Here is a 12486-nt window from a genome sequence, read left to right as displayed (position 1 = left end):
TGTTAAAATAAAAAGAACCAAAAAACGAAACTTGTCACAGAAGAAATGTAGGTGTGTTTAGATTGGCGATAAACTACTTTGATACCGTGGTTCTCGACTGTCTGGACAAAATAGACGGCGAACGGACTCCGAGTGCTGTGTTTCATTTATTAAAAGGAAAAAAGTCGTCTCAAACCATTCAGGATGCCGGCTTATTTCAGATCGCTAAATATTTCGGCATGGCTTCACATTGTGAACGCGGCGATATTGCGGCTTCTTTGCATAAACTCACCGAGAACTCATACATTACAGCCGGAAAAGAAGAGGGAACGTGGAAAGTGACTGCGCGCGGCGTTCAAAGGCTTGAACGGGCGTTTGCCGAGCGGCCTTGGCCGAAGCACTGCCACGGCGCGAATTATCAAACGCCTGCTGGCACCCTGTGGAGGCGGCTTTCCCTGCTCATTCAAGTCCTGTCAAACAAAGAGCATCAATGCAGTCAATATATCCCGGTTACCAACGATGTACAGACGCTGAGATGGGTCAAACGGTTCATGCGGAAAAACAGAGATGCTAAAGAGCTTTCCGTCCAAATGCATGACGCGCTGTTTCAGCTTCTGCAAGGCGTAAGTGAACGGCAGGCGCTTATTTTTGTCTATTCTTTAACTTCATTCAACAGAATCGGCAAAACGAATAAGCAGCTCGCTCTCCAGCTGAACGAAGATGAATGGTATGTGTCCGTCCAGTTTTGGGGAGCGGTACATTATGTTATTCAATCGCTTCCGCAATGTGCATATCCCGCTCTGCGCGAGCTGCTGTCCGATCTGCAGGCGGAAAGCGCGCTGACACAGTCTGCCAGAAAAACCTTTGAGCTGTTGGAAAAAGGGTTTCCGATTGAACGGATCGCCGCGGTCAGAAATTTAAAAACCGCCACAATCGAAGATCATATCGTAGAAATATCATTGCACCAGCCTGCATTTTTTATAGAACAGTATCTTTCTGAAGAGGAACAGCGTATGATAACGGCATTTGCAAAACAGCATCAAACGAATAAAATTAAACGGATTCGCGAAGGAATGCAGATGCGCTTCAGCTATTTTCAGATCAGGCTGGCGCTGGCAAAGACGGTGAATCAGCATGACTGAGCTGCATAAAGCTTTATCCAGGTATTTTGGTTTGCATTCCTTTAAAAAAGGGCAGGAAGAGATTATGACTAGCGTGCTCCAAAAAAAAGATACGATCGCCATGCTTCCGACCGGCGGGGGAAAATCATTATGCTATCAGCTCCCGGGTTACATGATGGACGGGCTGGTGCTGATTATTTCACCGCTTCTTTCATTAATGGAAGATCAGGTGCAGCAGCTGAAAGCGAAAGGAGAAAAGCGGGTTGCGGCATTAAACAGCATGCTGAATTCCGCAGAGCGGCATTTTATCCTCAGCAACATCAGCCGGTATAAATTTCTCTATATGTCTCCTGAAGCCCTTTCTTCACCTTATGTGCTGAACCGTTTGAAAAATGTCCCGGTCAGTTTATTTGTTATTGATGAGGCTCATTGCATATCAGAATGGGGACATGATTTCAGGCCTGATTATTCGAAGCTCGGGCCTTTCAGGCAGGCACTCGGAAAGCCGCCTGTATTGGCGCTGACCGCAACAGCGACAAAAGAAACGCTCAGAGACGTGACGGATGTGCTCGGCCTTGAGCATGCGGTGCGTCATCTTTATTCAGTCAACCGGCCGAATATTCTCCTGGCGGCAGAACATTTGGCGGATAATGCCGAGAAAATAAGCAGGCTCACGGAGCTTGCCGAAAAGCTTGAAGGTCCGGGTATCATATATTGTCCGACCAGAAAATGGGCGGAAGAGCTTGCGGCTGAGCTGAATGAAAAAACGGGAAAGCGGACGGATTATTATCACGGCGGAATGGATACAGGGGACAGAATCTTGATCCAGCAGCAATTTATCCATAACCAGCTTGATTGCATCTGCTGTACCAATGCGTTCGGCATGGGTGTGGATAAGTCAGACATCCGCTTTGTCATTCACTTTTATCCTCCCCAAACGGCCGAGGCCTTTATGCAGGAAATCGGCAGAGCGGGGCGCGACGGCAGCCCGAGTGTCAGTATTTTGCTGAGGGCGCCCGGTGATACCGAGCTTCAGCAGCAGATTATTCAGACGGAAAGCCTGTCTGATTATGACCTGGAAGCCATTCTGGCCGTCATACGGGATGCCGGTACGGGTGATGAGCGAAAGCTTCGGGACGTTCTGATCAATAAGGGCGTCCAGGAAACACAGGCGCGAACGGCCGTCCATCTGTATCTGCAAGGAAAAACCACAAAAGAGCAGCTGCAGGAAGAACTGACATACCGCGTGGAAAAGAAGCTGCGTAAAATGAATCGTTTTTCGGCGTTATTAGAGCGGAAAGAATGTATAAGAGAAGCGCTGCTGTCTTATTTTGATGAACCGTATGAGCCTGTAGGTCAAACCGGACAATGCTGCAGCAGCTGCGGACTTGATCTGGCTCCGTACGAGCAAAAAGGAGAACGTAAAAACATGGAACGGTTTGAAGATTGGAAGCTGGAATTAGGCCGGATTTTCGGTTCAGGGTCTGCGGGTGAGTTCAGCTGAGACGGCAAAGCGAATTGATCCGGCAGCTCTCAGACCGGGAGATTGTGATGCAGCTGTATGCCACCCAATTGCTCATATTGGCGGTTTCAGCTGTTATTGGCTTTTTCTTTTTCACCGACATTCACGATTTTTTAAAGCTGTGGCATATACGTGACGATAATATCATATGGTACGGTGTAACTCTTGCCGTACTTGTCATTTTTGCCGATCTTGCGGTGATGAAATGGTGTCCTTCGCATTTATATGATGACGGCGGCATTAATGTATTGCTTTTTAAGAACAGGCCGGTTTTGCACATTTTGTTTTTGACGCTTCTCATTTCGTTCAGCGAAGAGATTTTGTTCAGAGGCGTTCTGCAGACACATATCGGCTTATGGGCCGCCAGCTTCATTTTTACCGTGCTTCATTTCAGATACTTGGCGAAGTGGCTTCTGTTTATGATGGTTGCGGGCATCAGTCTTTTGCTGGGGCTTATCTATGAATGGACCGGCAATTTATTCGTTCCGGTTACAGCGCATTTTATTATTGATGCGGTATTTGCCTGTCAGATCCGTTTTCAATATGTTAGGAGGGGTTTGCATGACGGAAATGTCAAGAGTTGAAAGAAGAAAAGCTCAGCTGCGTGCCGAGCAGCAGGTTGCCGCGGCCGCGGATGAACAAATTGAATATCTTGAAGACAGCCTCCCGACAAGACAATCTGTAAAAGAGGAGCGTAAAAAAAAGGAAGAGCAGGTAAAGGAAAAAACCAAAACAAAAACGCCGCTGTTCACTTTTCTGACCGTCCTGTTCATTATCGTAACAATCGGTGTCTTTTTCGGTCTTCTTTATATGACGAACAGCAGCAGATTTGACCCGAAGGACTATGAAGATGTCTTCATAGACCACAGTGAAAGCGCGCCTGCCGTTATTCCGAAAGGCGCTCAGAAAGAAACGTCAGAAACCGCTCTTTTAGAACAACAGAAAAAAAAGTCTGACGACAAAGATAAGAAAGAAGCGGCTGCATCTGAAAAAACGAAAGAAAAACCAAGTGAAAAAACACCTGAAAAAACGGAAACGCCCTCAGAAAAACAAGTAAAGCCGACAGACACCGATTACGCGGAGACAAAACAGCAGTCTCCGCCGGCTGTCCGTGAAAAAGCGGCTCCGGCTGCCGCGAGTGATCAAGCCGGGACTGTCCCGAAAAAAGTGCGGACCGTACAGCATACTGTACAGCCGAAAGAAACGCTTTACCGCATTTCAATGAAATATTATAAAAGCCGGGCGGGCGAAGAAAAAATCCGCAGCTACAACGGATTAAACGGAAACGACGTGTACACCGGCCAGGTTCTGAACATTCCGCTGTCTGATTAAAATAAATGCATGTTTTCACCGCGTTTTTCATATAGTGTACCAATGAAAACGGACAAGGTGTGAAGCGCATGGATTCTTTATGGAAGCAATTAGACCGATTTGCTGACGGACCGACGAAACAAATGCTTCAGGCGCTGGTGAAACGGAAATTAAAATACGAAAATTATGCCGCACAATGCCGAAGATGGCAGTGGGCGTCCCTCGTTTGTTTTTCCCTGATGTGCATACTGCTGATGTTTAAAAGCTTTAATGCTCCCCAAGCCTCTCCGCAGCTGATTCTGCAGGAAATATTAGGCCATACGGTTTACTTGTGCTGGATTATGGCTTCCGCTTTTGCGTATTGCACTTCTTATTATTTTAAAAAAAAGGAAGAAAAAGCTGAGGGTGAATTTCATAAACTGAGATGTGAAATTATCCAAAAAAGCACGGATTTATGGCCCCAGCCTGAAAAATGGAGGGCGAGAGAATCTGTTTTTCACTTGATGAAACATCGGTATGATATCAATCTTTATTTTGAAAGCAAATAAAATGAGGCGTTTTCCGGAAAGGATAGAAACGTCTTTTTTTGTTTGTCCGTCTAATGTAAGACAATGACAGAATGGAGAGTGCGTTTATGAAGCTTACAGCGGGAATTCTCGGCTCATTGGCGGGAGCGGCTGCGGTTATGGCGGCCGTTATGTACAAAACGGCAAACGGCAGCCATCTGAAAACACATACATTTACGCTTGATAAAATGAAGGGGATGAAGCCGCTCACCATCTTCTTTATATCTGACGTGCACCGCCGTTTAATTGATGAAAAGCTTCTCCGCGAAGCGGCAGGTTATAAGCCGGATGCCGTTTTGCTCGGCGGTGATTTGGCGGAGGGCGGAGTTCCTTACGCCAGAATTGAAGAAAACATCAAACGTCTGACGGCTCTCGCGCCTGTCATGTATGTGTGGGGGAATAACGATTACGAGGTCAGCCAGCAAAAGCTGCTCTCTCTTTTACGGGCATACAAAGTGATCCCGCTGAGAAATGAATCGGTTCAGTTTGCTTATAAAGGGGAAACCGTTACGATCTGCGGGGTGGATGATATCAGGATGATGATGGATGATTACGATTCTGCAATCAGATATACGGATGCTGACAAAGTAAACCTCCTGCTTTGCCATAACCCGGACATCCATGAGCAGATGAGTGAGTCAGACGGGATTGACGCTGTGTTCAGCGGTCATACGCATGGCGGCCAAATCCGTTTCGGCCGGTTCGGGCCGTACGAATTGGGCGGGACGGGAACGGTAAAAAAAGCGCATTACCTGATCAGCAACGGCTACGGGACGACAAAAGTTCCGCTGAGGCTCGGGGCGAAACCGGAGACGCATATGATTACGCTGTGCGGACCGGATGAGCCGTCTTCCTGAAACAAACCCGGCCGCGGTGATAAAAAACGGCATTCTGCTTGTCTTCCCGCTGTACACGGTGTAAACTGATAACAAATTAAGAACCTATGACTCATTTATTCATATACTGTGTTATATGATTTGTGTGCAAGAAGAGGCAGGAGGGAACATTATGCGGCTTGAGCGTCTGAACTATAATAAGATTAAAATCTTTTTAACCCTCGACGATTTGACTGATCGGGGACTGACAAAAGAAGACCTCTGGAAGGACTCGTTTAAAGTCCACCAGTTATTTAAAGATATGATGAATGAAGCAAATACAGAGCTCGGCTTTGAAGCGAATGGTCCGATCGCGGTGGAAGTATATTCTCTTCAGGCACAAGGCATGGTTGTGATTGTAACGAAAAATCATGACGCGGACGCAGAAGATGACGAATATGACGATGATTATATCGAGATGCAGGTCAAACTTGACGAAAGCCCGGATATTATTTATCAGTTCCATTCGTTTGAAGATATCATTCAGCTTGCCGGAAGCCTTCACCGAATCGGGATTACCGGCGGCACCGTCTACCACTATGAGAACCAATACTATGTAAGCCTTGAAGACCTCGGCTCCCGTTCCGCCGAAGGCGTCATCGCGGTGCTGGCTGAATACGGACACCCGGCGACGATTACGATTTACAGGCTCCATGAGTACGGAAAACTCATCATGGACGGCAATGCTGTGGAGACCATCCAGAAACATTTTTCATAAAAAAGATTTGAAACGGCAGCTGTTTTCAGCGGCCGTCTTTTTTTAAGCGAAATAATGGAAAAATCATTGTCTTTCTTCTATGCACGGAGATATTGAAGGTGTATACTAGTCACTGAAAGGGAGCATGAGAGAAACAGAAGATTTTAGGAGGTTAACTCAAATGGCAGCCGATCGATTCACCGGTCATAATGAAGAAGACAAACATGATGTATTAAAATCAACCCAAACCGTAATACATAAAGCTCTGGAAAAATTGGGGTATCCAGAAGAAGTGTATGAACTGCTGAAAGAGCCGCTCAGATTATTAACGGTTAAAATTCCTGTTCGGATGGATGACGGGTCTGTGAAAATATTTACAGGCTATCGTGCGCAGCACAATGATTCCGTAGGTCCGACAAAAGGCGGCATTCGTTTTCACCCGAATGTAACTGAAAAAGAGGTGAAAGCACTTTCCATCTGGATGAGTTTAAAATGCGGAATTATTGATCTTCCTTATGGCGGTGGTAAAGGCGGAATTGTTTGTGATCCGAGAAATATGTCATTCAGAGAGCTTGAAAGGCTGAGCAGGGGATATGTCAGAGCAATCAGTCAGATTGTCGGACCGACTAAAGACGTCCCGGCACCTGACGTATTTACAAACTCACAGATTATGGCTTGGATGATGGATGAATATTCAAGAATTGATGAATTTAACTCACCCGGCTTTATTACGGGAAAACCGCTTGTACTCGGCGGATCCCACGGCAGGGAATCAGCGACGGCAAAAGGCGTCACCATCTGCATAAAAGAAGCGGCCAAGAAAAAAGGTCTCGATATTCAGAACGCGCGCGTCGTTGTACAAGGTTTCGGAAATGCGGGCAGCTACCTGGCCAAGTTTATGCATGACGCCGGCGCGAAAGTTGTCGGAATTTCTGACGCGTACGGAGGCCTTTACGATCCGGACGGTCTTGATATTGATTATCTGCTTGACCGCAGAGACAGCTTCGGAACGGTGACGAAGCTGTTCAATGACACCATTACGAATCAGGAGCTGCTTGAGCTGGACTGTGATATACTTGTCCCGGCGGCGATTGAAAACCAAATTACAGAAGAAAATGCTGACCGCATCAAAGCGAAAATCGTTGTAGAAGCGGCAAACGGACCGACGACACTGGAAGGAACGAAAATCCTGACAGACAAAGGAACGCTGCTGGTTCCCGATGTCCTGGCGAGCGCCGGCGGTGTAACGGTTTCTTATTTCGAATGGGTTCAAAACAACCAAGGCTTCTACTGGAGTGAAGAAGAAGTCGAGGAAAAACTGGAAAATATGATGATAAAATCGTTTAATAATATTTATGAAATGTCCCAAAACCGCCGGATTGACATGAGGCTTGCGGCTTACATGGTCGGCGTGCGGAAAATGGCTGAGGCTTCGCGTTTCAGAGGCTGGATATAAACCAATCGTTTGCATAAACAAAAAAAATCTCCTATGATAATATAGGAGATTTTTTATATGAGTGGAAACTTATGATGGAAATGCCAATCGCAGGAGTTGAAGGACATGACAGAAGAAAAGGCAATTATAATAGGCGGAGGTCCTTGCGGATTATCGGCGGCTATACATCTGAAGCAAATTGGCGTGAACGCGCTTGTGATCGAAAAAGGGAATGTCGTAAACAGCATTTATAACTATCCGACCCACCAAACTTTTTTCAGTTCAAGTGAAAAATTGGAGATCGGCGATGTTGCCTTTATTACGGAAAACAGAAAACCGGTCCGAATACAGGCTCTCTCTTACTACAGAGAGGTCGTCAGAAGAAAAGAGCTGCGCGTAAACGCCTTTGAAACAGTGGAGCGCGTAACGAAACAGGAAGACGGCCGTTTTCTTGTAGAAACATCAAAAGACCGCTACCTCACTCCGTTTTGTATCATTGCGACAGGATATTATGATCATCCGAATTATATGAACATCCCGGGTGAAGGGCTTCCTAAGGTATTTCATTACTTTAAAGAAGGCCATCCTTATTTTGATAAAGATGTTGCTGTGATCGGCGGGAAAAACTCAAGTGTGGACGCGGCTTTGGAACTCGTGAAGTCCGGTGCGCGCGTCACTGTGCTCTACAGAGGACATGAGTACTCCCCGAGCATCAAGCCGTGGATTCTGCCTGAGTTTGAGGCCCTTGTCAGAAACGGCACAATCCGGATGGAATTCGGCGCTTGTCTTGAAGAAGTGACGGAAGATGAAATCATTTTCCGCTCCGGCCGAAATGAGACAGTCCGGCTGAAAAACGATTTCGTATTTGCCATGACGGGATACCATCCCGATCACGGTTTCCTCGAAAAAATCGGTGTGCGGATTGATGCTGAATCAGGCCGGCCGTTTTTCCGGGAAGAAACGATGGAAACAAATGTTGACGGTGTTTTTATCGCCGGAGTCATTGCGGCTGGAAATAACGCCAACGAAATTTTTATCGAGAACGGCCGTTTTCACGGCGGCTTGATTGCAAACGAAATATCAAAACGGCTGGGTAGAGAGAGCATATGATCATTCATATGCTCTTTTTTTAAAAAATTGAAAGATGTAAAAATATGAACAACATGGTACCATAGATATAGGAATATAAAGGAAAGAGGTTGCCTGATGTTTGCAATCATCTCTGCAGGAATTGCTCCCGGCATTGCGCTGTTAAGCTATTTTTATTTAAAAGATCAGTATGACAATGAACCCGTACATATGGTGCTGAGGTCTTTTTTTCTCGGGGTTGTCCTTGTGTTTCCGACCATGTTTATCCAATATGTTCTTGAAAAAGAGCATGTGGGGGGAGGAAGCTTTTTCGTTTCGTTTTTGTCTTCGGGATTTCTGGAAGAATCGGTGAAATGGTTCGTTCTGATGATCAGTGTGTATCCGCATGCTCATTTTGATGAGCATTATGACGGAATCGTTTACGGGGCCAGTGTGTCTTTAGGATTTGCCACGCTTGAAAATATTCTGTATCTATTCGGCCACGGCGTTGAGCATGCTTTCATCAGGGCGCTTCTGCCGGTCTCCTGCCATGCGCTGATCGGAGTGATTATGGGATTTTATCTCGGAAAAGCCCGCTTTTCGCAGAAAAAAGCCCGTGTCAAATGGCTTGTGATTTCGCTGGCCGTGCCTTCATGTCTGCACGGTTCTTACGATTTTATTCTTACCGCCCTCAATCATTGGGTATATTATATGCTGCCGTTTATGCTGTTTTTATGGTGGTTCGGGCTGCGAAAGGCAAAAAAAGCACGCTCCGTCAATATGATCCAAGTGTGAAGAAACCGCGCGTCGCGTGCGGTTTCTTTTTTATGCCTTGACAGGGGATAAGAAGGAAACGTGCATAAAAATAACCTCGTGACAGACAATACGGGTACACTTTAAATTTTGCAGTAGGAGGCTTGAAGAGATGAAGTGCAAAGGAGCCTTTATGGCATGTCTCATTCTATTTTCTTTCGCCGCCGCTTTCTTCGATCATCATGAAACGGTTCATGCGTTTTCAAATCAAGTGATTCAAAGAGGCGCGACGGGTGATGATGTTATAGAATTGCAGGCCCGTCTTCAATATAACGGATTTTATAACGGGAAAATCGATGGAGTTTACGGCTGGACCACATACTGGGCCGTGAGAAATTTTCAGGAGAAATTCGGCATGAAGCCGGTTGACGGCCTCGTCGGCGCGAAAACCAAACAGGTGCTGGTTTCAAAATCAAAATATTACCGTGAATATGTAATGGAGCAGATCCAAAAAGGGAATACGTTCACTCATTATGGCAACGTCCCATTGGAAAACCAAACAAAACCGAGAGCCGGAACGCAGAAGCCGGCGGGAACGAATAAGCCTGCTCAAAAGCCGCAAAACAATACAGGCGGCCAGTCAAATCAAAAGCAAAATACGACAGCGGCCAATATGCCTGGCGGTTTCTCAAACAACGACATCAATCTTTTGGCACAGGCTGTGTACGGAGAAGCGCGCGGTGAGCCGTTTGAAGGGCAGGTTGCCATCGCCGCGGTTATTTTAAACCGTATTAAAAGCCCGTTATTTCCGAATACGGTGGCCGGCGTCATTTTCGAACCGCTCGCGTTTACCGCTGTTGCCGACGGCCAAATATATATGCAGCCGAATGAAAGAGCAAAAGAAGCGGTTCTTGATGCGATCAACGGCTGGGACCCTTCTGAAAACGCGATTTATTATTTCAATCCTGATACGGCGACAAGCAAATGGATTTGGGGACGTCCGCAGATAAAAAGAATCGGAAAACACATTTTCTGTGAGTAAAAGTACGCAAAATGAGGTGTTAACATGATTAGAGGAATCATTATCGTTCTCGGTGTCGCGATCGCCGCAACCGGATATTGGGGATATAAAGAACATCAGGAAAAAGATGCGGTCCTTCTGCATGCGGAAAATAATTATCAGAGGGCTTTTCATGAATTGACGTACCATGTAGATCAGCTTCACGACAAAATCGGGACGACGCTTGCGATGAACAGTAAAAAATCTCTGTCTCCGGCGCTCATTGATGTATGGAGAATTACATCTGAAGCTCATAACAATGTGAGCCAGCTGCCGCTGACTCTCATGCCTTTTAATAAGACGGAGGAGTTTTTATCCAACATAGGAGATTTCAGCTATAAAACATCCGTCCGGGATTTAGATCAAAAACCGCTTGATAAGAAAGAATATACAACACTGAACAGCCTGTACAAACAGGCGGAGAACATTCAAAACCAGCTCCGCAGCGTTCAGCATCTCGTCATGAGCAAAAATTTACGGTGGATGGATGTTGAGATGGCACTCGCCTCTGACAAAAAACAAAGCGATAATACGATCGTCGACAGCTTTAAAACAGTCGAAAAAAATGTAGGCGCTTTTTCTGAAGACAGCATCAGCCCCACATTTACGGGAGCAAATACAGAACGAAAAGGTTTTACGCATCTGAAAGGAAAACAAATTACGGAAAAAGAAGCGGTCAAAATCGCACAACGGTTTGCGCCTGATCATAATTATTCAATTAAAGTGGTCAAAAGCGGCAGGAAGACGAATCGGGACGTATACAGCATCCGCATGAAAGACGCCGACAACAAGTCTTTTATCTATATGGATATTACCCAAAAAGGCGGACATCCGGTCTATTTGATTCAAAAACGGGCCGTGAAGAAACAAAAGATCAGCCTCAATGAAGCATCTAACCGGGCCGTCGCGTTTTTAAAGAAAAATGGATATGAAACAAAAGGCCTCGAAATTGATGAAAGCGCGCAATATAATAACATCGGCGTCTTTTCTTTTATCCCCGTGGAGAAAAATGTCCGCATTTATCCGGAAGCCATCCGAATGAAAGTGGCGCTGGATGATGGTGAAGTCGTCGGTTTTTCCGCGCGTGATTACCTGGCGGCGCACCGCACGAGAACGATTCCGGCTCCCGCTTTGTCAGCTGATGAAGCGAAAGCGAAGCTGAATAAAAATGTTGAAGTGCGGGAGACCCGGCAGGCGCTGATCACGAATGAACTCGGTCAGGAAGTGCTTTGCTACGAAATGCTCGGGACGATCGGAAAAGACACGTATCAAATGTTCATTAATGCGGACGATGGAAAAGAGGAAAAAATAGAAAAGTTAAAAAGTGCAGAACCTATATATAAAGACCTATAAAAATAAAGGAGGAAAGGACTAAAAGTCTTTTCCTTTTTTTCGTTACATGCTTTAATAAAAGCATAAAAAATGAAAGAGTGAAGGCCCATGATAGCTGTCGGAGATTATATTTGGATTGAATACATAGAGAACAATGAGCCCAAAAAAGCGAGGAGCAAAGCAGTAAGCGTTGAAAACGGCGAACTGCACATCTCATATCCCGTCGATCTGGATTCGGGACGGACGGTCTTTTTGCATAAAGGATTGGAAATAACAGCGGAATTTATGGGGAATGGCCAAGTGCCGTATCAATTTAAAAGCATAATCAAAGGAAAGAAAAAAGACCCCATCCCGATGATCGGATTGGACATCCCCCCTCAGGAGGAAATGAAGCGGATTCAAAGACGCCGATACGTCCGTGCAGACGCAGTATTGGATGTATCCGTCAAAATGGAAGCGAAAAAAACCGCTTTCCAAACGGTTTCCTCTAATATCAGCGCCGGCGGAATCGCTGTTGTGATGCCTGAGCATATTTCCGCGGAACCAGGTGAAAAGCTGTATGTCGCATTTTCTCTTCCCGGCAAGGAAAATACGGCGGATATTACGGCCGAGGCTGTTATCCAGCGGATTTTTTATGATGAAAAGGCGGATAAACAAAAAATGACGCTTGAATTTGCAGAAATCGCTCCCGCTTCGCAGCAGCTTTTACTCCAATATTGTATGCGCGCGCAGCTGCAGCAGAGAAGAAACAGTCTGTCGGAATAAAC

At 45.9% G+C, this 12486-nt stretch carries 13 protein-coding genes; all 13 read left to right on the top strand.

Annotated elements, in window-relative coordinates; all coding sequences use genetic code 11:
- The first annotated feature begins 62 nt into the window (after nucleotides 1-62).
- A complete protein-coding gene (locus tag J6600_RS10855) occupies nucleotides 63-1121 on the top strand; it encodes a YpbB family protein (protein ID WP_209387395.1) in 1059 nt (352 codons plus the stop codon).
- Nucleotides 1114-2604, top strand: coding sequence for a RecQ family ATP-dependent DNA helicase (locus tag J6600_RS10850; protein WP_095272899.1), 1491 nt, complete (start codon nucleotides 1114-1116; stop codon nucleotides 2602-2604). The genes J6600_RS10855 and J6600_RS10850 overlap by 8 nt, the downstream gene beginning before the upstream one ends.
- A 14-nt stretch (nucleotides 2605-2618) precedes the next feature.
- The gene (locus J6600_RS10845; RefSeq protein WP_007409441.1) at nucleotides 2619-3206 is read left to right on the top strand and encodes a CPBP family intramembrane glutamic endopeptidase; all 588 of its coding nucleotides are present in this window, start codon (nucleotides 2619-2621) and stop codon (nucleotides 3204-3206) included.
- Nucleotides 3184-3954, top strand: a complete 771-nt coding sequence (locus tag J6600_RS10840; RefSeq protein WP_061862339.1) for a LysM peptidoglycan-binding domain-containing protein — start codon at nucleotides 3184-3186, stop codon at nucleotides 3952-3954. Before J6600_RS10845 ends, J6600_RS10840 begins: the two co-directional genes overlap by 23 nt.
- Before the next feature lie 68 nt (nucleotides 3955-4022).
- Nucleotides 4023-4481: a YpbF family protein gene (locus J6600_RS10835; protein WP_007409443.1), complete on the top strand. Its 459-nt coding sequence runs from the start codon at nucleotides 4023-4025 to the stop codon at nucleotides 4479-4481.
- An 86-nt stretch (nucleotides 4482-4567) separates the two neighbouring features.
- Complete coding sequence (locus tag J6600_RS10830; RefSeq protein ID WP_209387394.1) at nucleotides 4568-5356, top strand: metallophosphoesterase; 789 nt, start codon at nucleotides 4568-4570, stop codon at nucleotides 5354-5356.
- 151 nt (nucleotides 5357-5507) lie between these two features.
- Nucleotides 5508-6092 (top strand): genetic competence negative regulator, encoded by a 585-nt coding sequence (locus J6600_RS10825; protein ID WP_003153412.1) that lies wholly within the window; start codon nucleotides 5508-5510, stop codon nucleotides 6090-6092.
- 160 nt (nucleotides 6093-6252) lie between these two features.
- The gene (gudB, locus tag J6600_RS10820) at nucleotides 6253-7527 is read left to right on the top strand and encodes an NAD-specific glutamate dehydrogenase (protein ID WP_003153413.1); all 1275 of its coding nucleotides are present in this window, start codon (nucleotides 6253-6255) and stop codon (nucleotides 7525-7527) included.
- 105 nt (nucleotides 7528-7632) lie between these two features.
- Nucleotides 7633-8616, top strand: a complete 984-nt coding sequence (locus tag J6600_RS10815) for a YpdA family putative bacillithiol disulfide reductase (protein WP_014418270.1) — start codon at nucleotides 7633-7635, stop codon at nucleotides 8614-8616.
- 96 nt (nucleotides 8617-8712) lie between these two features.
- Nucleotides 8713-9369: a glutamic-type intramembrane protease PrsW gene (prsW, locus tag J6600_RS10810; RefSeq protein WP_003153415.1), complete on the top strand. Its 657-nt coding sequence runs from the start codon at nucleotides 8713-8715 to the stop codon at nucleotides 9367-9369.
- Nucleotides 9370-9499: 130 nt separating this feature from the next.
- On the top strand, nucleotides 9500-10369 hold the full coding sequence (sleB, locus tag J6600_RS10805) for a spore cortex-lytic enzyme (RefSeq protein ID WP_022553025.1): 870 nt from the start codon (nucleotides 9500-9502) through the stop codon (nucleotides 10367-10369).
- A gap of 24 nt (nucleotides 10370-10393) precedes the next feature.
- Complete coding sequence (ypeB, locus tag J6600_RS10800) at nucleotides 10394-11740, top strand: germination protein YpeB (RefSeq protein WP_209387393.1); 1347 nt, start codon at nucleotides 10394-10396, stop codon at nucleotides 11738-11740.
- 87 nt (nucleotides 11741-11827) lie between these two features.
- Nucleotides 11828-12484 carry a flagellar brake protein gene (locus J6600_RS10795; protein ID WP_017418047.1) on the top strand — a complete coding sequence of 219 codons (657 nt, stop codon included), beginning with the start codon at nucleotides 11828-11830 and terminating at the stop codon, nucleotides 12482-12484.
- The last annotated feature ends 2 nt before the right edge of the window (nucleotides 12485-12486 follow it).

It is taken from the genome of Bacillus sp. LJBV19, assembly GCF_017797845.1.
GTDB classification, from domain to species: Bacteria; Bacillota; Bacilli; order Bacillales; family Bacillaceae; genus Bacillus; species Bacillus velezensis.
The sequence above is the reverse complement of the archived record's forward strand: the minus strand, read 5'-3'. Positions and strand labels throughout refer to the sequence as shown.

Excerpts from the sequence above, each read along its gene's own strand:
- J6600_RS10795 (WP_017418047.1), top strand. The coding sequence starts at position 11,828 with ATGATAGCTGTCGGAGATTATATTTGGATTGAATACATAGAGAACAAT.
- J6600_RS10835 (WP_007409443.1), top strand. The coding sequence starts at position 4,023 with ATGGATTCTTTATGGAAGCAATTAGACCGATTTGCTGACGGACCGACG.
- J6600_RS10840 (WP_061862339.1), top strand. The coding sequence starts at position 3,184 with ATGACGGAAATGTCAAGAGTTGAAAGAAGAAAAGCTCAGCTGCGTGCC.
- J6600_RS10830 (WP_209387394.1), top strand. The coding sequence starts at position 4,568 with ATGAAGCTTACAGCGGGAATTCTCGGCTCATTGGCGGGAGCGGCTGCG.
- J6600_RS10825 (WP_003153412.1), top strand. The coding sequence starts at position 5,508 with ATGCGGCTTGAGCGTCTGAACTATAATAAGATTAAAATCTTTTTAACC.
- J6600_RS10815 (WP_014418270.1), top strand. The coding sequence starts at position 7,633 with ATGACAGAAGAAAAGGCAATTATAATAGGCGGAGGTCCTTGCGGATTA.
- ypeB (WP_209387393.1), top strand. The coding sequence starts at position 10,394 with ATGATTAGAGGAATCATTATCGTTCTCGGTGTCGCGATCGCCGCAACC.
- prsW (WP_003153415.1), top strand. The coding sequence starts at position 8,713 with ATGTTTGCAATCATCTCTGCAGGAATTGCTCCCGGCATTGCGCTGTTA.
- J6600_RS10850 (WP_095272899.1), top strand. The coding sequence starts at position 1,114 with ATGACTGAGCTGCATAAAGCTTTATCCAGGTATTTTGGTTTGCATTCC.
- gudB (WP_003153413.1), top strand. The coding sequence starts at position 6,253 with ATGGCAGCCGATCGATTCACCGGTCATAATGAAGAAGACAAACATGAT.
- sleB (WP_022553025.1), top strand. The coding sequence starts at position 9,500 with ATGAAGTGCAAAGGAGCCTTTATGGCATGTCTCATTCTATTTTCTTTC.